Below are 18,711 nucleotides of genomic sequence, written 5' to 3'. Positions count from 1 at the left end.
ACCATTCTCCTTTCTATCTACAAGAACCTTTTGCTGCTTTCCATAAGATCAAGGCCAGGGTAGAATGGTGAGTAACCTTTACCATCCCCTCCTCCGCAATATCCAAGATCATATCCTTTACCGCAAACTTTTGAGAAGCAGAGGCATTTTGCAGCCACCTCTCATAATGCTGCAGCGCCTCCTCAACGGTAAAATCCAATTCACCTTTTTCCAGCAAATAGGTAATTTCCGGTTCTAAGCCCTGAAGCCACAATAAATTAAATATCGCATAGACTGAATTTCTGTCATTATGTGGATCATGAGAGTTGTTTGAAGAGCCCAGAACACCCTTTATCAGTTCGGCAAGGCCATCTTTGGTTTCAATAAATTGAGCAATCAAACAGTAATTCCTCGAAGCTTGGGACATTTTTTCAAGAGATTTTTGGCTTTTGATGCCGGGGCACATGGCAGCGAAAACCAAATCAAAGCGGTTTTGAAAATCCATTTCCTTCAAGTCAAGATCAGCCCAATCCAGCTTCAGGCCCTCAATGTTTTTCAGGCCAGTATTTTCAGCATTAAACTTCAGATAGTCCAACATTTTCGTGGAGATATCCAAGGCTGTCACTTTTTGAACGGTTCTGGCCAGAGGAATGGAATACCTGCCGGAACCGCAGCCTATGTCAAGAACTGAGCTGCCGCCGCTAACCAACCCTTTTTTGAGAAGAAAGCTGATCATCTGATCCGTGTAGCCGGTGTCCATTTGTTGCCTGGAATTAAACTGCTCAGCCCTGGCATCCCAGTGGGCCTCTGCCTCTTCAGAGTTTCTTTTAAATTTGTTTAGAAGTTGTTCGTAATAGTCTGCTGTCACATTATGTCCTCCTCTGCCGGCGTGCTCTTGGCAACCCTTCGATTGCTTCAAATTGATTCCTCTCCCCGCAAAAGTTAGGTTATACTAACTTTTTAATCAATAAAAATGTTAGATGGTTCTAACTCAGAGTCTCAAAAAGGCCTTTCGCCAAGGATAGCCTGATATAAACCTTATACTTATTGTCCAGAAAATTATAGCAAAAGGCACACGGATTATCTGCTCTATTCAGACAAAAACAATCCATTCGGACATTTTTTTCTCTAAATCTAAAATAGGGACCTCTGCTTCTAAGTTTAGATACCAGCATCAGCTCCGACAGTAACAACGACTCAAATGCGTCACCAGTGACGCATTTGACCTGCACCCAGGCGATACTCCTCTTAGTGATCTTAATATTATTAGCTTTAATATTAAATATATTAAAGCTAATATTGACATTATTAAAGATCTGCTTTATTATCATTACCATGAAGTACTTCAGACAGCATGACGTTAGAGGTGATGATCTTGGATTATAAAATGCCCCATCGATGTCCGGTGTGCGATCAGGAAATGAAGATAAGCAAGTTAACCTGTACCTACTGTCCGACTAAAATCGAAGGAGAATTTAGCTCATGCAAATTTTGCCGGCTGCCTCCTGAACAGCTAATCTTTGTGGAAGCATTTATCAAATGCCGCGGGAATATTAAAGAGGTGGAAAAAGAGTTGGGTATCTCTTACCCGACAGTCAGAGGTCGTTTGGATAGTGTGATTGAGGTTCTGGGCTACGGGGCGTATAAGGAAAAGGAACCTGATATGGAAAAGAGGAATTCCCCGGAAGAAAGTCTGCGCCGTCAGGAGATCCTGGAGGCACTTGAGCGGGGAGAAATATCCGCTCAGGAAGCGACTCATCAGATGAGAAAACAAGTTGATTAGACCTGAAAGGAGCATAACAATGAGCAGTGAAAAAATGAAGATTCTTGAGATGATTCAAGAGGGAAAATTGACTGCGGCTGAAGGAATGGATTTGCTAAAGGCAATTGAAGAAGGAAGTTTGCCAAAAGAACCTATCTCAATTCCCGCAGATGGACTGACGAAGAAAGAGATCCCGCCTAATGGAGAACGATTCTTACGAGTTCGAGTGATTGGAGAAAAATCCTTAAAAGTGAATGTAAATGTTCCCTTGAGTTTGATACGCTCCGCTTCTAAATTGGTCGTCTATGCCATGAGTTTTGTTCCCGCCGATAAGCGCGCTGAGCTGGAACAAAAGGGACTTGATTTACAAGCGTTGGACGTTGAGGGGCTTGCCAGAATTTTAGAAGATAATCTCGATGGGAAGATCGTAGACATAGAAGTTGCAGACCCTACAGAGGGGAGAATCAAGGTGGAAGTGTGTGTGGAATAGACCGGTTAGTCTGTTAATAGTCCAGATCAAATTGCCAAAGTACAGAGGGTTTAAGTTTCCGGTTCCCATCTGGGTCATTGACGAATTCTTTGAGGCCCTTACAGATTTAGCCTTCGTTGGGGAACTAGCCTTAAAGCAGATTCCTCTTCCCAGCGATGAAAAGGCCGGCAGACATTGGCGCTGGATTAAAACAAGTTCCCCAAGTGGCGTTATCGGAGCTTTCCATAATGTCGTTAAAGATTTAGCCGGACATAGAGGACTTGATATGGTTGATGTCGAAGTCGGCGATATTAAAGTCAAGGTCAGAATAACTTGAACGGGAGGGAGATATGAAAAGACAGGTCTATAGAGTCATCCTTAATGGATTCGCTTTCTTTATAGCAGCCCAGTTTTTGCCCATCGTCTCATCAACCCCCCTGCATTTCTTATGGGCTGGTATTATTCTTAGTCTAATTAACCTAATAATTCGTCCGGTGTTAATTATTCTGACCATCCCACTCAATCTTATCACTTTAGGAGTTTTTACTTTGATCATCAATACTTGGATGATCATGCTGACCAGTGGGTTATTGCCCGGCTTTTATGTGCCGGGGTTTGGAGTCGCTTTCCTGGCCTCAATCGTCGTGTCCTTTGCCAACTGGTGTTTCAAGGAAATCAGGCATTAAGAAAAAGGGCGCCTCAAAATAGAAATTTAGTTTCTATTTTAAGGCAGCCCTTTCACTCTAAACTGGAGTTTCCGAACAAAACTTTGTAGCACAAATGGCAAACATCGGTGTTGGATGGTACAAAATCCGTTCTAATTCATTAAAAACCAAGCGGCTGATATTTTCCTCAACTTCAATTTCTTGAAAGCCGCAGCGCCGAAGGGCTCCATGATCCCAAAGCGGCCGTTTTTCAAAGGATAAGGGCATTTTTCGGGCAATTGCGTCACTTACTCGCTTCTTTGAAATAAGTTTATCCGGATAACCCTTTTTCAGGGCAAGGCGGCGATACGTATCACATTGCCGGCGCAATTCCGGATTGTTAAGGGGTAAATACCAATTGGCGTCAAACACCAACACCTTGCCGGAGGGTTTCAAAAGTCTGAACCATTCCTGATACACTTCTTTCGGATTAGGCACAAGTCCCAGGGTATTTCTGGAAACAATCACATCCACGCTTTCATTCGGCAGTCCAATGGCATGAGGTTTAGCTTTCAGAAAGCGCATGCTTTTTCCTGCTGCCTTTACGTTTTTCCGGGCTTGCTCTAACCTATCCGGATAGCAGTCTATTGCTGTAACTGAATATTCCAGCTCTGCTAATAATATGGCTAAAAAACCATCCCCAGTTCCGACATCTAACGCCTTAAGGTTTTTTCCCCGCCCGATATATTTAATCAACAATGATTCCCAAGCTTCTTTTTTGTGCCAAAGATCATTTTGAATAGATTTACCTTTGCTGGTTTCTTGCCTGTCCCAATAGCCTTCAATGCGGTTTTCTAACATACTTTTCTCTCCTCATGTTTTAATCAATAATTGCACTTGCCTTTAACAAAAACCTGAAATCACCTCGGACCGAAAAAAACCCTTTACAGATACCTGTAAAGGGTTTTTAATGACTCTACCGGTCGGATTAAGTCGCTGACTACCCGGCATAAATGACACCTCCCCTATCTTCCGTAGGTTCTGATTAACCTAAACGAGCAGGTCTCCTGGCTTAAGTTCATCGCTGCCTTACGTCTTCCCGGTATCCCAGTGACATTATGTAAGACCGCTCACTATCACAGTGGCGGGACCGCGTCAGATTGACTGACTTCCCTTTTAATACTTTCCATTAGAAAGTATACTCGTTTATTTGTATGAAGTTTTTAGTTTTTTTCAGCCTAGCACATGAATATTAGATTTGTCAATCCTAAATATCAAAGTTCAGGGTGTGACAAGGGGACGGGGTTATCGACACATTGATGAATGTTGTCGATAACCCCGTCCCTCCGACATATCTTTCTATATAAGAACATCATTTACTGAACAAGCTGCAAAGCCAAATCAACAGCTTTGAAGGCATCAACCGCATAACCATCGGCCTTTATAGCCTGTGCATAATCATGAGTTGCAGGATTTCCGCCAATTATTATTTTAACGTTATTACGGAGCTCACGTCGTTCCAGTTCCTTAATTGTTTCGTTCATCATCGCTAAGGTGGTGGTGAGCATGGCCGACAAAGCGAGAATATCTGGCTTGTGCTCAGTAACCGCTTCAATAAAATCATCAGTTTGAACATCGATCCCAAGATCAATAACTTCTAAACCGGCGCCGCGAAACATCATGACGATAAGATTTTTGCCAATATCGTGCAGATCTCCGGCTACTGTACCGATTACTACCTTGCCGAGGGAAGATTGCTTGGGATCTGACAGGATTGGCTTCAAGACGTGCAAACCTGCATGCATAGCCCTTGAGGCTATTAACACATCAGAAATATAAATAGTATTATCTCGAAATTGGCTGCCGATGACCTGCATACCCGGGAGCAATGCCTTTTCAAATAACGTTTGAGGAGTGACCCCGTTTTCTATAGCTAACGCAGTAAGTGCCTTTACGCGATTGGCTTGCCCTTTGATCAGCGCTTTTGTTATTAAATTTAATTCCAGCTGTGTAGTTACCAATATCACTCACTCCCCGGTAGTTTAGTTATAAGGCATATTGTTTAAATCGACTAGGAGTAACTCCCTCGAGCTTCTTAAAAACTCTGGTAAAGTAGCCGGGATCTTCGAAACCGCTTTCTTCAGCAACTTGCATTACGTTATATTTAGGGTTCTTCAGCATTATTTTAGCTTGTTCCACTCTTACCTGTGTGAGGTATTCCATTAAAGTGCAGCCCAGACCTTGTTTAAAAATTCTGCTCACATAACACGGACTTAGATAAACTTCTTGGGCAATGTCTTCTATTGTCAGCTTATTCCGATAATTCCTGTGAATAAATTCAGCAGCCTTCTGAATCGCCTGCTGATTCTTTTGGATTTTGTTCGTTTCCGAATAGTTCATAAATGTTTCCAGCATATTTTTTGCCCAGAGGCAGAGTTCATCAGGATAATTAATATCTTGCAATTCTTTATAAAATAAGGAGTTTAGCTGCAGGACTTCAGTCAACTCAGCGCCTCCATCTACAACTGCTCTTGAGATAATAACCGCTAGTTCCATCATTCTGGTCTTTAAGGTATCAAGATTATCAGGAGCTTTTGCTAAAATATCAACTAACAACTTTTCCAGAAGCCGCTGGGATTTAGGCTTATCTCCATTTCGTACTAACGTCTTTAATTCATGTTCTTTGTCTAAAGAATTAATGCTGAAATTTCTCGACTCAACGGTTGACATGGCTATCTCCGCCCGTTTACGGGCCTGAATTTCTTCTGCCAGCCTAGCCTGTTGGGCAGTTATTTCCCTTCGCTGCTTTAGAACGGTCATACCGCTTTGCATAATTTGATTTGCTACAACAAACAACAGGTCCGCTGCGGCCTGCACCTTATCACTGGACATAATCTCTAATTGAGCAGCCGACCATTTGACAGCCGCAACGTCTATTTCAAGTCCCGATACCATTTCCTCAATTTCTTCCAAAAAATAGTCCTCGGGTTCCCACATAAGTACCTGGCCACAAATAATCGAACCTACATACTGATCTAGCAAAATAGGAGCCGCCCACATTATCAACCCTGCGTGACAACGGAATATATATGGCTCACCATATTTAGCTGCTTCAGTGCATGCTCGTGCGTATGAACGCTGGCATTTTTTCGCGCCATTGCTGTCAGATCTTATCATTTCACAAAAATTACAGTCTTTTATAGCATGATCGGTGGAGATCAGTGTATTTCCCTTATTGTCGACTAGAATTGCCTTTAGTCCAGTCGATTTTGAAAACGAACATAACATTTTGTCTAAAAGATTTCGTCCGACCAGTTGTTCAAGCCACTGGATTTTCTTTTCTTGACTGGAGTCTACTCGATTCACATTGCCACCTCCAAAACAGGCTTAATACTTGAAAAATGCGCAAATATTAAATCAATTTCTGAAATAAGATTGCTAAAGTGACGCAGATAAGGCATTTTCAAAAACGAAATAAGGGATTATTTATAGTATATCACAAGAAGAGCAAGTTTTCGCATAATTTATAACACTTAGAAACTAAATATTCAATTCAAAGGGGCACTCATGCCTCAGGCCATATTTATAAATCAAGCCAGCTAGAGACACGGGTGCCATTAAATGTATTTTAGAGAGTATATCTAAGTTAAATAAAATTACTTTGCAGCAGAGTCAGCATTAAAATCATATTTTGCAGGATCAAATTTGTCTAAGGTACTATTTTTGATCATAAATTCACTAAACTCAGCTTCATTATCGGGAATAGACTTTAATTGTTTCTCAAAAATATCCAGATACTTTAATTCTTTAGCATCTAACTGAAGCAAACCATCTTTGAAAGCAGATCGCAATTCATTAATTGTAGCGGCAGCAGCGATTTTTGTCCGTTCAAAGTGAGTCTTCCCTTTGACAATCTCTTGACTGATTTTCAGAACGACTGCAGGATCCAGGATATATGCCTGGGGATCGTACATGCGGTCGGACTCTGACAGGATGTCTCTCATTTGAAGAGCGAATCCACGAGATGCAGCGCCATTCATTATACGGCAATCATAGATAAGCTGCTCTGTGCAAACCGTAGGAGCCATTCCGCCCAATAATCTTACATTTTCAACAGATTCGTTGCTCCAGCAGTCAGCCAGGCATGCAGCTATATTTCCAACATGACTTGAGTGAGCACAAGCGGCAGTTTTTCCTTCCATGGAAATAGGTCTTCCAGTAATCGCTTTAAGATAAACCCCTTCATAACCACAGTCTTTATCTGGGCCTTGAGCACCACGTTCAACGGCTACAAGTGTACGGACTGCACACATAACTCTGTCAATAGCCGCAAAGACTTTGGGAATAAAGTTTTTGTGAGCCATGACCATAGAGGTATTAGCAAAGCCGCAGGCAGTGTCTCCTGAAGGGATGCAGTTCGCATCAGCAGCAATTTTGACAATTTCATCCCATAAAATTTCCATATCCCGACAACCTACAACTCCCAGTGAAAACACAGCCCTGGGCAGGTCCACATTCATGACGGCTTCATCGTGAAGATGCTTTCCTCCGATTGATTCAATCGCCAGGAAGTCGGCCCCAGCTTCTGCACACCCTTTAAAGGTGTCAATGACATTATCCCAATGTTCTCCTTTATACATGTGGGTAAGAGTCTTACCTTCACGGACATCAACAACCGTCATTCTTAAGAGGCTTTTTAAACCAAATTTCGTATTGTATTCATCCATTACCCCTTTAACAACTTTAGTGACATCAATGCCCCATTGAGGATTAAAGGTGCATGGAGGAAGGAGCTCGATTTCGATAAGGATTCCGGGGGCAAGCAGTTCATGTGCTTTCGAACAAATACCGTGAATCATTTCTTCATATTGCGCCAATACTTTTGGCATGGTTTCTTCGCTGATTAACATAGTAGGAAGAGTAAGGTTTACTTCCGGGTAAACAGTCCCTCCGCCGATAACCATTCCATTATTGCAAACGACGGGGTTCTTAGCATGACCGTATACAAACTCATCTAAATTAGTATAAGCGAGTTCAGTAAATTGAAGATTTGCCACAATAGTCCCTCCTATTATTAAATTTAACGTGCCACCATATCAGTATTTTCTAATAACTTAGCTACAAGTTCTACTGCCGCGGCAGCATCTCCGGCATAGCCATCTGCACCAATCTGATCTGAGAATTCCTGAGATATAGGTGCCCCGCCAATAATAACTTTAACATCGTTACGGATTCCTTGAGCCACACACTCTTCAATGGTTGATTTCATGGAAAGCATGGTCGTCGTGAGCAAGGCGGAAAGGGCTATAACTTTACCATCGTTTTCTTTAATGGCGGCGATGAATTCCTCCGGAGAGACATCAACACCCAAGTCGATTACTTGGAATCCTGAGCATTCAAGCATCATTCCGACTAAACTCTTGCCGATATCATGTAAGTCTCCTTTAACGGTTCCGATAACAACTGTACCCTTATTGGTCATTTCACCGGCGGCCAGCAGTGGTTTGACAAGTTCGATGCCCTCATTCATGGAGCGGGCTGACATTAATACTTCCGGTACAAACATATCATTAACCTTAAAACGTTGTCCAACAATATTCATTCCACCGATAAGGCCTTCATTAATAATTGTGAGTGGATCAACCTTTGCGTCAATGGCTTCTTTAACCAGCGCCTGAACTTGATCGCTGTCACCCTCGATTACGGCATTACTTAATCCTTTAAAATCAAACATTATATATCCCCCTAAACGTTATTTTTAGATTTTACCTAAGTTGTCCAGGTCACAAAAACCGACCTTCTGCCTTCCAGGTACTCACTAGGATTTCAAACTCGTTCCTTTTGTCACTCCTTTCTAACAAGACTCACTCATTATCCACCGGAATGGAAAGAATGTTCAAAAGGTTTTGATTTGTTTCATTGACATTATTTTAGTATTTAATTGCCTCTTTCCGCTATGGACGATCTTGTTTTATATGGATAAATCTTAACCTGTTAATCTGGGCCGAAACGTGAATCTCTTGAAAGATAAGTGTCCTGCAAAGTGATAAATGCTGTGTTAAATCCCATAAAAGCGGGACTATCCTGCAAAAGCCAATTGTAAAATCCTTATTACTATAGAATAATCCATGGAATCATTAATCAATTATCATTAAGCTTACTTCATATAGATACAAACACAGAGGGGGACTGGTTTATGGTCAAATTTGATATTATCTCCGGTTTTTTAGGGGCTGGCAAGACAACCTTAGTCAAAAAAATCCTGCAATCTCTGGACAATAAGGAAAAGATCGTTTTAATTGAAAATGATTTCGGTGAAGTTAATGTTGACCGGGAGGTCCTGGAAATTGAAGGTTTCGAGGTTTATGAATTATCCAACGGATGTGTCTGTTGTAAACTCAAAGGGGATTTTCTTCTTACTCTCAAACAACTATTAAGTCAAAAAATTGACCGGATCATCTTTGAGCCGTCCGGAATATTTATCCTAGGCGAAATTCTTGACATATTTAAATACCCTGAGATTTCCGGCAAATGCTTTATCAACTCTGTGACAACGGTTGTAGATGCCCAAAACTTTTCCAAGCACCTGCAGGGTTACTCTGGCTTTTTCGAAAATCAAATATCCTATGCCTCATCCTTGGTTATCAGCAAATCCCAGTTTTTAAATCATAAAGAAATTCGCCTAATCGAAAAAGAATTACGAAGAATTAACTTAACGGCTCCTATTATTGCTAAGGATTGGAGCGAACTATCGGGTCCGGATATTAAGAACCTCATTGATGAAAATCCGGAAGAATGTACAATGCCTGACCCTAAACTATTTTTGAGCCATAACTTTGATTCTATCGGCCTAAAAACCTCCAGAATTCTAGATGTAGAAAAAGTAGAGAATATCCTCGAAACCTGTAAAAATGGCGGATTTGGAAATGTCATCCGTGGCAAAGGAATTCTTAATTCGGGGGATCGCTTCTTTGAATTTAATTATGTAGACGGTCAATATACCATATCAGAATCCACCAGTTCCGCGTCGGGTGTTGTGAGTTTTATCGGTAAAAAGTTGGCCAAAGATAAACTGACTGCCGCCTTTCAGTAACCACTGGTCTCCAAAAGAACACTTCTTGGCTGATGAATCCCCCGGCTTAAACCTGGAAAAATCCACCTCTTGTATAAGGAGAGGTGGATTTTTCCTATCCTTATACAAGCGGGGACTTAAATGAAACAGGGCTGCAACAAACTCTGAATTTGTTACAGCCCAAACAATCTCTCAGGCCAATTAGCCTAAGAAGTCAAATTGCTTATTGCGGAATGCTTTCAGATACTTGACGCAGAAATTATCCCGACCGGCCAGTGCTTCAGCTGTAATTAAGCTAGCCATCATCATTTGATCCAGCGGATTAATAATCAAACCATCCAGCCCCTTGCCGATAGCCATAATGGCAAAGGCATGATTCATGAATTTCCGCACCGGCAAACCATAGGATACGTTAGAAAGTCCGCAGATTGTATGGACTCCTTTAAACTGGGTCATAATGGCTTCAACTGAATTAATAAATTCAACCGCAAAGGTGCTGTTAACCGAGATTGGCTGAACTAAGGGATCGACATAAATGTTACTCAGGGGCACATTGTTTTTAACAAGCCCATCAATGAGTTTTTCAGCAATTTTTAAGCGGGCATCCATAGTTTCCGGCATTCCATCATCACTCATGCAAAGCGCTACAACTTTCAAGTTCGTTCCGGCGACAACCGGCATTAAGGCATCATAACGCTCTTTTTCGAGGGAAATGGAGTTGATCATGGCTGTTCCCTTGTGTATAGATAAAGCTGCCTCGATAGCCTTGGGATCTGGGCTGTCAATACAGCAGGGTGCATCGACGACTTCCTGAACTGTTTTCACGAGCCATTGCAGATATTCGGGTTCTTTACCGACAAAGATACCGGCATTGACATCAATATAGTCTGCTCCGGCTTCAAACTCATCTTTTGCTACCTTCTGAATATAATCTGCATCTTGTGCTTTGATGGCTTCTCCAATTGCCTTACGGCTGGCATTAATTAATTCTCCGACAACTAACATGTAAGTTCCTCCTCATTTTTATTCAGATCTCGTTTGGTTGTATAGATTCTTGAATTACTCTTTGAGTGTTGTTTTTGTAATATAAATTCTATTCTTAAATCTGCCGTTAGCCCATGGATTTTTTTGTTTTATATTGATGTATCTTAACTAAAAAAGCACCTCCTTCAGGAAGTGCTTTTTGATACTATTTAGCTAGATTAGGATTTACGCTTATCCTTAATGATTTTTCAGCTCACTGATTTATGTAGCTAGAAAAAGCGTTAAGAAAATCAACCGGAGTCATTATCGTAAAAAATTCTTGAATTTCCGGAGTATGAAAATCCATGTCTCCAGTGATAAGAATATCGGGTTGGGATACCATCGCAGAAACTAAAATGGGTATATCCTTTGGATCCCTTATATATGGAACGCTCACAGTAGACAAGTCTGAGGGCGTATAGGCTATTTCAAATTCTAGAGTGGTAAGAAATTTATCCCATTTAGAAATATGCTTAGGAAATTTACGGTTAATGACTTTGGAGACCTCAGTGATTGAATAGCTGCAAATGATTAAATGGTGTTCCTCAATGATTAGAGTTAATAGTTTACTGGATAGGGATGAATTAGATAAAACGGCCGACACCAGAATGTTGGAATCAATAAATACCCGCAAGGCATTACTTTTTCCGTTCATTCCACATTTCCTCCCGAACTACTTCTAATTCATTTAGAAGCTCTTCTTCGATGATACCTTTCTCCTGAGCATCTTTACTTAAAGCATCTTGTAGTTCACGTAAGGCAATTAAACTTGCCTTAGTGATCACAACTTTACCATCATCTTCTATGAAGGCAACCCGATCACCCTCATTTAAGTTTAGTAATTCTCGAATTGTTTTTGGAATCGTTACCTGTCCTTTAGAACTAATCCTTGATACTTCCACAACATAACCACCTTTCAACGTCCTTACTTCTTTACTTTCTTTACCTCTAGCATACTACAACATAAGGACCGGTGCAATTCCTAAGTTCCAAATATAATTTTGGCAATAGAACTTATACTTTTTCAAGACAATATTGTCCCTCTATAAAAAATAATTCCATGCTAGGCCAGACGAAAGTCAGGTCAAATCTGAAATAGTACTACACCTCTGATCAAAAAAGCACCTCCTTTCAGGAAGTGCTTTTTGATACTATTTAACTAGATTAGGATTAACGCTTAGTCCTGCTCCCATACGAAATTTCTCAGCCCCTCAATTAACCGCTGCATGACAGGGATATCCTTGATCGCGACCCGTATGAAATTGCCCGGCAGACCTTCGAAGCTGGCACAATCCCGGACAAGAATCCCCGAACGTCCTAAATGCTCAATTAGGTCTCCCGGCTTCCGGTTCAAAACTTCAATTAAAGCAAAATTAACAGACGCGGGCCAAAGCCGTAAATTCATAAAGTTGGATGACTCAAATTCCCGATAAAAGTACAATCTGCTCTCTTCCAACTTATTTCGTACATCCTCAGGATATTTCAAATCCTCCAGCGCCGCTATCCCTGCCTGTTGAGCCAAAACATTAACGGACCAAGGGTCACGATATCTCTCACATGCCGCAAGCAACGATGGATGGGCAAATACCGCACCTAAACGCAAACCTGGCAGACTAAAAAACTTCGTTAAAGAGTATAAAACAAGGAGATGTTCGTTAGCTGCCAAATAGTCACGGGATGACTTGCGATACTCATCCGGCAGAAAATCAAAGAACGACTCATCGAAGAGGATTTTACACCCTATCTCTTTCGTTAATCTCAAAATTCGTTCGAAGGTTTCTGTCTCAAGGACGCTCCCTGTGGGATTATGAGGGGAACAGAGAAAGAGCAGCTCACACCCTTTAAGGAGTTTACGCCACAGCTGGTCGTTATCCTGCTCATAATCAGGGTTTTCCTTTACCCCATCCCTTCGGCCAAACCTTGCCCACCCTTCAGGGCCAAGAGGAATATACTCTATTTCAGACCCAACCGCTCGCGCAGCCCGTTCATATTCACTAAAGGTTGGAATCGGAATAACCACCTTTTGAGGCTTCAAGGCCTGCAGAATCGTAAATATCAATTCCCCTGCCCCATTACCCGCCATAATCCATTCGAGGGGCTGACCCAAGCGGCGGGAAAGGGTTTTGCGCAAGGCTAAGCTTTCCGGGTCCGGATAATTGACGATATCTGCCATAGCTTTTTGTAAAGAAGTCCAAACCCCTGATGGGGGTCCAAACGGATTAATATTTGCGGAGAGGTCGATAAAGGAGTCCAGTCCATACAATTCCTGGGCTCTGCGGAGATTTCCGCCATGCATAAGTATCACCCCGTATTCTCAGTTGTTTCAGATTCAGCTGTGACAATTCCTCCTGAATGACTATGAAAAAGATCGAGGTAAGCAGGCGAAAACCGCTGCTGGGCTTCAAGCCGTAATTTCTTGCGGGCTTCAAGACTAAAAACGCTGGTTTGCGGAAATACCCCGGCTAATAAGGTGCCGCTATGAGCAGTCACCACACCGAGTCCGCCTTTTTGCCGAACCCAGGTCAGGAAAGGTTCAAAGAGCGGCTTGTGATTGACTTCCAGATTGCACCTTGCGCTGATGGTCCCTGCCGTCGCCAGTTTTTCCAAATCCCCCTGCTCTATTCCTTCGCAGGCTAATTTATAGGCCCGTTCAATGTCACTCTCATGACGGCGATAGTGTTCTGCCAACCCTGGCCGGGCGTTGAATGCTCTCGTATCAATGATGCCGCCCCAATCCAAAGCCAGAAACAGGGCAGGTACAGACGATCCCAGCCAGCGATGCTTATGCCCCTGAACATGTTCGATCTCCGTGATTCCGGGAAACATCACGCTGTCGCTTGGTTCAATCTGCAAAGCAAACTGTGCCAAGCGTTCCGGTGCCGGGTCTTCCCCAAGAGCCATCAGAGCGGCCGCCGCAACCGCTGTAATGTCAGCCGTGGAGCTAGCCATCCCTTTTCCTTCCGGAAGCTGATGAGAGAATTCCACCTTGCCCCCCAATTGCGGAAGGCCTAAGCTTTCCTTAAGTAATTCTAAAACCTGGAGTGCTTTAGTTTTATTTAAAGGAAGATCCCAGCCAGCAGCATCAAAACTCAATGCTACCCTGGCCTCCGAAAATCGGTCAATGGGACAATCTATCAGAAATGGTACTCCTTTTCGAGCCCCTTGTACCCATTCTCCACATGTTCCCGGACACCGGGCCAACCCGACTGCGAAGTCCATCAATATTCAATCCCCCTACGACTTTTGATCCCTTTAGAGAAAGGATGTTTTAACGGGTTCAGATCCCACCAATTGTCTGCCTCCGGCTCCAAGCCGGCGGGCATTCCCCGGCCTGTAAGAATCCAGTGCAGGTGCGGTGAGGATTCGGCCAACAAACATTCTCTTAATTGATTCAAGTCCAAAAAACCGCGGTTTAACGCGTGGCTTATTTCATCTAAAATAATAACGTCATATAGGTTCGCCTCAACTTGGCTCGACACAAATTCAAGGGCTTGTTGAACTAACTCCAAAGCTATTTCCGGATTGCGGTTTTCCCGAAAACATTCTCCGCACCCGGTACAATGTTTCATACCGGTGCGAATCATCCCTGACCAACGGCAACCCACTCCAAATTGTATGAGCGGAATTCCTAGACGGTTTAGACCAACAAGTTCACCACTGTAAGTACTCCCCTTCAGGAATTGGACCATCAAAACCCGTTTTCCTTCAGAATAAGCTAATACCGCCTCTCCAAGGGCTGAGGTCGTCTTGCCTTTCCCCTGGCCTGTATAGACTGTAATCATACCCCTATTCTCCCTGATTGGGAAGCAAACCAATGTTCGAGTAAGTCCTGATGTCCGGCAAAATGCAAGTGCAGATAAGAAGCGACTATATTATCCCGGGCGTATCCCTCCAGGCGAAGCGCTTCGTTCCCTCTGAACAATTCGTAAGCGGGTGGATACTCCTTATCATAGACCACTCGTGAGTAGTGAAATTCATGCCCTTGAACGGTTGTCCCGCGAGGACCGAGAAAATTATCCTCCCGGAAGACTCCTTTGCGGTAGCCTATCCCTTGCAAGCGTTTGGTCATTTCGGCCTTCATCGGAATGAGACCCGCCATAGGCAGCTCGTTTCCTTCAAAATCCTTGATGGATTTGCCCAGATACATGTACCCGCCGCATTCAGCATAGATAGGTTTGCCGCTTGCTGCGTAAGCACGCAGGGAATCTAAAAATAGGGTGTTTTCGCTTAAAGGTTTAAGATGAAGCTCCGGAAAACCCCCGCCTATAAAAATCCCATCCAGATCTTCGGGGAGAGCTGAATCGTGTAAAGGGCTAAAGGGAACAATCGTGGCATTTAAGCGTTCAGCCAGGTCTAAAGCATCCTGGTAGTAGAAAAGGAATGCTTCATCCTGGGCTAAGCCCAACCTAAAACTAATATTATTATCTTGTGTGCCAGGCCCTGCATCCGAACCTGACTTCAAGCTGCCAAAATCACTATCTTCATTAAAGTCAGGTGCACCAAGCATGATGCTTTCGACTTGATCCAAGTCAATGTGTTTAGTTATCAAATCTGAAAGTGTCTCAATAAAACCTTCTAAGAGTCCGCCTTCTCCTACAGGGACTAGCCCTAAATGCCGTTCGGGCAGTTTCAGGGACAATTCTATGGGCAAGACTCCGAGGACCGGTATCTGAATCTCACTTAGAGCTTCTCTAAGTATTTTTTCCTGTGCCGCAGACTTAACCCGGTTTAGAATAACCCCTTGAAGCTTTACTTGGGGGTCATAAGTACTAAAACCGTGCACAAGTGCCGCCACACTGCGCGACATTGAAGAAACATCAACAATAAGAAGGATTGGCGCGTCAAGGAGTTTCGCCACATCGGCAGTGCTCCCGAAACCAGGGGTTCCGCTCATCCCGTCATACATACCCATAACACCTTCGATCACCGCCCAATTCTCTTCAGAACTTTGAGCAAAAACGGAAGGAAGATGCTCCCCCAACAGCCAGCGGTCAAGATTGCGGGAAGCCCTTCCTGTAGCCGCCGCATGATAACTGGGGTCAATGTAATCCGGTCCGACCTTGTACCCTTGGATCGGGCACCCGCGCTTTTTCAAAGCGGCCATCAAGCCTGTGGCGAGGGTTGTTTTCCCTACTCCGCTATGCGTTCCAGCTAAGACAATCCGTGGAATCTTCATGCTGTATCCCCCTAATCGATGTTCGTGGTTCGAAATTATATTACATAAGCTGTCATATACGCTAATATAAGTGTGGGAATAAGGGCTAACCAGGTTGCTGTCCATACCAATTGGCGGCAATGAACTATGTCTGCAGCGTTGACCGGATGAAGAGCATCCCCCATCTCTGCCCGGTGGTGAATCTTGCCGTGATAGATATTGACCCCGCCTAATTGTATACCCAGTAAGCCGGCAACCACACTTTCAGGGTTTCCGCCGTTGGGACTTGGATGACCGGCGGCATCTCGTTTCCACATTCGATAAGCATGACTTACGGGCATTTTTCTCAACCAACCTGCCAAAAGCAGGATAGGAACCGAAAGGCGTGCCGGCAGGTAATTCGCCCAGTCATCCGATCGGGCGGAAAACCGGCCGAAATCTAAATAACGCTCATTTTTATAACCCACCATGGAATCTAATGTACTTACCGCTTTAAAAGCCATGGCTAAGGGTGCTCCTCCCAGAGCCGCATAAAAGAGAGGCGATAATATTCCATCCACAAAGTTTTCGGCTAAGGTTTCTACTGTTCCCCGGGCAATCTCTCCTTCAGAAAGATTGGTGGTATCGCGGCTGACCAGCCAGGATAGTTGGATACGTGCCTCACTCAGATCTCCTTTAGCCAGAGGGACCAGGACATTTTGCCCGGCATCTAAGAGAGATTTACCGGCTAAGGTTGTAAAAATTAAATAGGCGTTCAGGGCAAACCCCAGAATGGGGTGAACCAGGTTCGCTAGAGATACAGCTCCCCAAGTAAGCAAAAAGCTTCCACCGACGATGAGAAGTGTCAGCAAAACCCCATTACGGCGGCGTACTTCAGGAGATCCCAGATTGAGCTTGCCCTCTAAAAAACTAATTCCTTTGCCAATCCCAATGACCGGATGCGGCCAGCTGGGGGGATCTCCAATGACTTGATCGAGAATAAACCCAATAAGAACAGCAACCGGAATTAGCGCCCCGAACATACTCAGCGTTTCGATCATTAATGATTCACTTCCTAGGATTTTGTCCCGAGGCCCATGATCTCCCGAATCCGGTCCAGATCTACATTGCGGCGTACTAAATCGGCTAACTCATTAAACGCCGATTCACGCAGGGCTGCCTGAGAGAGTGAGGCCTCGACAGGTCTCTGGGTTCCTCTGCGTTCCCAAAGCCAGTTTAACAATGAAGCCCGCAAACGATCATTATCGAAGATTCCATGTAAATAGGTTCCGTAGGCGCTTCCGGCCTGCATACCATCCAGATTGGATTCTCCGTTTGAGGTCAGCCTAAACAGCGGTGCATGTCCTTCATCCATAGTTGAGCGGCCCATATGAATTTCATAACCTACCACTGTTTCTCCGGTACAAGCTTTAAAAAAGCCTTGGTCAGCAAGAATCGTCCCCTTACTTTGAACCGTATGTTTCTGAGGATAGAATTCCGTGACCATGGGCAAAATCCCCAGGCCTGATACCTCTTCAAGCTCAGACTCCGTATGCAGAGGGTCTTTGACTAAGCGCCCCATCATTTGGTAGCCGCCGCATATTCCTATAACAGGGACCCCTTCTGTACAAAGGGTTTTAATTTGATTCCCCATACCGCTTTCATGAAGAAAGCGTAAATCAGCAAGGGTATTCTTACTGCCCGGAATAATCAGAAGGTCTGGTTTCCCCAGATTTGCCAGTTCAGTAACATACCTCACCGAAACATCCGGCTCATCCTGAAGTGCATCAAAATCCGTAAAATTCGAAATATAAGGTAAGCGGATTACCGCTGCATCCAATTGTTCCTTCAGGGAAACCGAAGGCTTTTCATTAGCTTCGCTCAAAGCGACGGAGTCTTCATCGGGAATACGGATTTTGAAATAGGGAACAACCCCGACGACCGGGATTCCCGTCTTTTCTTCAATAAAATCCAAAGCAGGCTGAAGGAGTTTGATTTCTCCGCGGAACTTATTAAAAATAATCCCCTTAATCATTGCCCGTTCTTCAGGTTCTACTAATTCCAAGGTTCCCACAACCGATGCCAGGGCACCCCCACGGTCAATATCTGCCACCAGCAAAACCGGCGACTTAATTTCCATAGCGACACGCATATTGACAATATCGTTGGATTTCAGATTAACTTCAGCCGGACTCCCCGCCCCTTCAATAACCACGATTTCATACTCGTCAAGCAGTCCGTGGAGAGCTTCTGTCACAAAGGGCCAAGTCATACGCTGGTATTCTCCATGATAACGCAAAGCAGTGACATTCCCCTGGGACTTACCCATAATGACAACCTGAGAACCCGTAGGCCCGCTGGGTTTCAGCAAAATCGGGTTCATTCGCACCTCCGGTTCAACTCCGGCGGCTTGGGCCTGCACCACCTGCGCTCTCCCCATCTCTCCGCCTGCTGTGGTCACAAATGAGTTGAGGGCCATGTTCTGTGCTTTAAACGGACTTACGCGATATCCTTCTTGGTAAAATATCCGACAAAACGCTGCTGCCAGCACACTCTTCCCAACGCTTGAAGAGGTTCCTTGAATCATGAGCTTAGCAGTTGATTGATTTGAAGACATCATTTTCACCC

At 43.8% G+C, this 18,711-nt stretch carries 20 protein-coding genes and 1 riboswitch; of the genes, 5 read left to right on the top strand and 15 right to left on the bottom strand.

Annotated features, from left to right (window positions below):
- Positions 1 to 13: 13 nt before the first annotated feature.
- Complete coding sequence (locus DESYODRAFT_RS12865) at positions 14 to 847, bottom strand: class I SAM-dependent methyltransferase (RefSeq protein ID WP_007783692.1); 834 nt, start codon at positions 845 to 847, stop codon at positions 14 to 16.
- A gap of 507 nt (positions 848 to 1,354) precedes the next feature.
- Here DESYODRAFT_RS12865 and DESYODRAFT_RS12855 point away from each other — a divergent pair.
- Genes DESYODRAFT_RS12855 through DESYODRAFT_RS12840 form a run of 4 tightly spaced genes read left to right on the top strand, consistent with a single transcriptional unit; the run spans position 1,355 to position 2,896 of the window.
- Positions 1,355 to 1,762: a DUF2089 domain-containing protein gene (locus DESYODRAFT_RS12855; protein WP_007783687.1), complete on the top strand. Its 408-nt coding sequence runs from the start codon at positions 1,355 to 1,357 to the stop codon at positions 1,760 to 1,762.
- 19 nt (positions 1,763 to 1,781) lie between these two features.
- Positions 1,782 to 2,231, top strand: coding sequence for an SHOCT-like domain-containing protein (locus tag DESYODRAFT_RS12850; RefSeq protein WP_007783686.1), 450 nt, complete (start codon positions 1,782 to 1,784; stop codon positions 2,229 to 2,231).
- On the top strand, positions 2,221 to 2,547 hold the full coding sequence (locus tag DESYODRAFT_RS12845) for a hypothetical protein (protein ID WP_007783685.1): 327 nt from the start codon (positions 2,221 to 2,223) through the stop codon (positions 2,545 to 2,547). Before DESYODRAFT_RS12850 ends, DESYODRAFT_RS12845 begins: the two co-directional genes overlap by 11 nt.
- Before the next feature lie 13 nt (positions 2,548 to 2,560).
- On the top strand, positions 2,561 to 2,896 hold the full coding sequence (locus DESYODRAFT_RS12840; RefSeq protein WP_007783684.1) for a phage holin family protein: 336 nt from the start codon (positions 2,561 to 2,563) through the stop codon (positions 2,894 to 2,896).
- A 57-nt stretch (positions 2,897 to 2,953) separates the two neighbouring features.
- Here DESYODRAFT_RS12840 and DESYODRAFT_RS12835 read toward each other — a convergent pair whose 3' ends face one another.
- The 5 genes from DESYODRAFT_RS12835 to DESYODRAFT_RS12815 all read right to left on the bottom strand — a co-directional run bounded on the left by DESYODRAFT_RS12835 (position 2,954) and on the right by DESYODRAFT_RS12815 (position 8,588).
- A complete protein-coding gene (locus DESYODRAFT_RS12835) occupies positions 2,954 to 3,715 on the bottom strand; it encodes a class I SAM-dependent methyltransferase (protein WP_007783683.1) in 762 nt (253 codons plus the stop codon).
- A 179-nt stretch (positions 3,716 to 3,894) separates the two neighbouring features.
- Positions 3,895 to 4,075, bottom strand: a riboswitch (cobalamin riboswitch).
- 155 nt (positions 4,076 to 4,230) lie between these two features.
- Positions 4,231 to 4,875: a cobalamin B12-binding domain-containing protein gene (locus DESYODRAFT_RS12830; protein WP_007783682.1), complete on the bottom strand. Its 645-nt coding sequence runs from the start codon at positions 4,873 to 4,875 to the stop codon at positions 4,231 to 4,233.
- A gap of 25 nt (positions 4,876 to 4,900) precedes the next feature.
- Positions 4,901 to 6,220 carry a PocR ligand-binding domain-containing protein gene (locus DESYODRAFT_RS12825; RefSeq protein WP_007783678.1) on the bottom strand — a complete coding sequence of 440 codons (1,320 nt, stop codon included), beginning with the start codon at positions 6,218 to 6,220 and terminating at the stop codon, positions 4,901 to 4,903.
- A gap of 290 nt (positions 6,221 to 6,510) precedes the next feature.
- A complete protein-coding gene (locus DESYODRAFT_RS12820; RefSeq protein WP_007783676.1) occupies positions 6,511 to 7,911 on the bottom strand; it encodes a methyltransferase MtaB domain-containing protein in 1,401 nt (466 codons plus the stop codon).
- A gap of 23 nt (positions 7,912 to 7,934) precedes the next feature.
- The gene (locus DESYODRAFT_RS12815) at positions 7,935 to 8,588 is read right to left on the bottom strand and encodes a cobalamin B12-binding domain-containing protein (protein ID WP_007783673.1); all 654 of its coding nucleotides are present in this window, start codon (positions 8,586 to 8,588) and stop codon (positions 7,935 to 7,937) included.
- A 462-nt stretch (positions 8,589 to 9,050) separates the two neighbouring features.
- On the opposite strand from DESYODRAFT_RS12815, the gene DESYODRAFT_RS12810 reads away from it, so the two are divergent.
- The gene (locus DESYODRAFT_RS12810; protein ID WP_007783670.1) at positions 9,051 to 9,947 is read left to right on the top strand and encodes a CobW family GTP-binding protein; all 897 of its coding nucleotides are present in this window, start codon (positions 9,051 to 9,053) and stop codon (positions 9,945 to 9,947) included.
- Positions 9,948 to 10,127: 180 nt separating this feature from the next.
- Here DESYODRAFT_RS12810 and DESYODRAFT_RS12805 read toward each other — a convergent pair whose 3' ends face one another.
- The 9 genes from DESYODRAFT_RS12805 to DESYODRAFT_RS12765 all read right to left on the bottom strand — a co-directional run bounded on the left by DESYODRAFT_RS12805 (position 10,128) and on the right by DESYODRAFT_RS12765 (position 18,700).
- On the bottom strand, positions 10,128 to 10,931 hold the full coding sequence (locus DESYODRAFT_RS12805) for a methyltetrahydrofolate cobalamin methyltransferase (protein ID WP_007783668.1): 804 nt from the start codon (positions 10,929 to 10,931) through the stop codon (positions 10,128 to 10,130).
- Between the two features lie 232 nt (positions 10,932 to 11,163).
- Positions 11,164 to 11,604 (bottom strand): putative toxin-antitoxin system toxin component, PIN family, encoded by a 441-nt coding sequence (locus DESYODRAFT_RS12800; RefSeq protein WP_007783666.1) that lies wholly within the window; start codon positions 11,602 to 11,604, stop codon positions 11,164 to 11,166.
- Positions 11,588 to 11,851: an AbrB/MazE/SpoVT family DNA-binding domain-containing protein gene (locus tag DESYODRAFT_RS12795; protein ID WP_007783665.1), complete on the bottom strand. Its 264-nt coding sequence runs from the start codon at positions 11,849 to 11,851 to the stop codon at positions 11,588 to 11,590. The genes DESYODRAFT_RS12800 and DESYODRAFT_RS12795 overlap by 17 nt, the downstream gene beginning before the upstream one ends.
- Before the next feature lie 275 nt (positions 11,852 to 12,126).
- The gene (locus DESYODRAFT_RS12790; protein ID WP_042338530.1) at positions 12,127 to 13,245 is read right to left on the bottom strand and encodes a pyridoxal phosphate-dependent aminotransferase; all 1,119 of its coding nucleotides are present in this window, start codon (positions 13,243 to 13,245) and stop codon (positions 12,127 to 12,129) included.
- Positions 13,246 to 13,250: 5 nt separating this feature from the next.
- Positions 13,251 to 14,168, bottom strand: a complete 918-nt coding sequence (locus DESYODRAFT_RS12785) for a GHMP family kinase ATP-binding protein (RefSeq protein WP_007783658.1) — start codon at positions 14,166 to 14,168, stop codon at positions 13,251 to 13,253.
- Positions 14,168 to 14,731 (bottom strand): cob(I)yrinic acid a,c-diamide adenosyltransferase, encoded by a 564-nt coding sequence (locus DESYODRAFT_RS12780; protein ID WP_007783656.1) that lies wholly within the window; start codon positions 14,729 to 14,731, stop codon positions 14,168 to 14,170. Before DESYODRAFT_RS12780 ends, DESYODRAFT_RS12785 begins: the two co-directional genes overlap by 1 nt.
- Positions 14,728 to 16,125, bottom strand: a complete 1,398-nt coding sequence (locus tag DESYODRAFT_RS12775) for a cobyrinic acid a,c-diamide synthase CobB (RefSeq protein ID WP_007783655.1) — start codon at positions 16,123 to 16,125, stop codon at positions 14,728 to 14,730. Before DESYODRAFT_RS12775 ends, DESYODRAFT_RS12780 begins: the two co-directional genes overlap by 4 nt.
- A gap of 35 nt (positions 16,126 to 16,160) precedes the next feature.
- Positions 16,161 to 17,144, bottom strand: coding sequence for an adenosylcobinamide-phosphate synthase CbiB (gene cbiB / locus DESYODRAFT_RS12770; RefSeq protein ID WP_007783653.1), 984 nt, complete (start codon positions 17,142 to 17,144; stop codon positions 16,161 to 16,163).
- Positions 17,145 to 17,158: 14 nt separating this feature from the next.
- A complete protein-coding gene (locus tag DESYODRAFT_RS12765; RefSeq protein WP_042338527.1) occupies positions 17,159 to 18,700 on the bottom strand; it encodes a cobyric acid synthase in 1,542 nt (513 codons plus the stop codon).
- Positions 18,701 to 18,711 lie beyond the last annotated feature (11 nt).

Source organism: Desulfosporosinus youngiae DSM 17734 (assembly GCF_000244895.1).
GTDB classification, from domain to species: Bacteria; Bacillota; Desulfitobacteriia; order Desulfitobacteriales; family Desulfitobacteriaceae; genus Desulfosporosinus; species Desulfosporosinus youngiae.
This window is presented reverse-complemented; position numbering and strand designations above follow the sequence as displayed.

Bases quoted from the DNA above. Each gene is read 5' to 3' on its own strand.
- DESYODRAFT_RS12850 (WP_007783686.1), top strand. From the start codon at position 1,782: ATGAGCAGTGAAAAAATGAAGATTCTTGAGATGATTCAAGAGGGAAAA.
- DESYODRAFT_RS12840 (WP_007783684.1), top strand. From the start codon at position 2,561: ATGAAAAGACAGGTCTATAGAGTCATCCTTAATGGATTCGCTTTCTTT.
- DESYODRAFT_RS12835 (WP_007783683.1), bottom strand. From the start codon at position 3,715: ATGTTAGAAAACCGCATTGAAGGCTATTGGGACAGGCAAGAAACCAGC.
- DESYODRAFT_RS12815 (WP_007783673.1), bottom strand. From the start codon at position 8,588: ATGTTTGATTTTAAAGGATTAAGTAATGCCGTAATCGAGGGTGACAGC.
- DESYODRAFT_RS12810 (WP_007783670.1), top strand. From the start codon at position 9,051: ATGGTCAAATTTGATATTATCTCCGGTTTTTTAGGGGCTGGCAAGACA.
- DESYODRAFT_RS12805 (WP_007783668.1), bottom strand. From the start codon at position 10,931: ATGTTAGTTGTCGGAGAATTAATTAATGCCAGCCGTAAGGCAATTGGA.
- DESYODRAFT_RS12800 (WP_007783666.1), bottom strand. From the start codon at position 11,604: ATGAACGGAAAAAGTAATGCCTTGCGGGTATTTATTGATTCCAACATT.
- DESYODRAFT_RS12790 (WP_042338530.1), bottom strand. From the start codon at position 13,245: ATGCATGGCGGAAATCTCCGCAGAGCCCAGGAATTGTATGGACTGGAC.
- DESYODRAFT_RS12785 (WP_007783658.1), bottom strand. From the start codon at position 14,168: ATGGACTTCGCAGTCGGGTTGGCCCGGTGTCCGGGAACATGTGGAGAA.
- DESYODRAFT_RS12780 (WP_007783656.1), bottom strand. From the start codon at position 14,731: ATGATTACAGTCTATACAGGCCAGGGGAAAGGCAAGACGACCTCAGCC.
- DESYODRAFT_RS12775 (WP_007783655.1), bottom strand. From the start codon at position 16,125: ATGAAGATTCCACGGATTGTCTTAGCTGGAACGCATAGCGGAGTAGGG.
- cbiB (WP_007783653.1), bottom strand. From the start codon at position 17,144: ATGATCGAAACGCTGAGTATGTTCGGGGCGCTAATTCCGGTTGCTGTT.
- DESYODRAFT_RS12765 (WP_042338527.1), bottom strand. From the start codon at position 18,700: ATGTCTTCAAATCAATCAACTGCTAAGCTCATGATTCAAGGAACCTCT.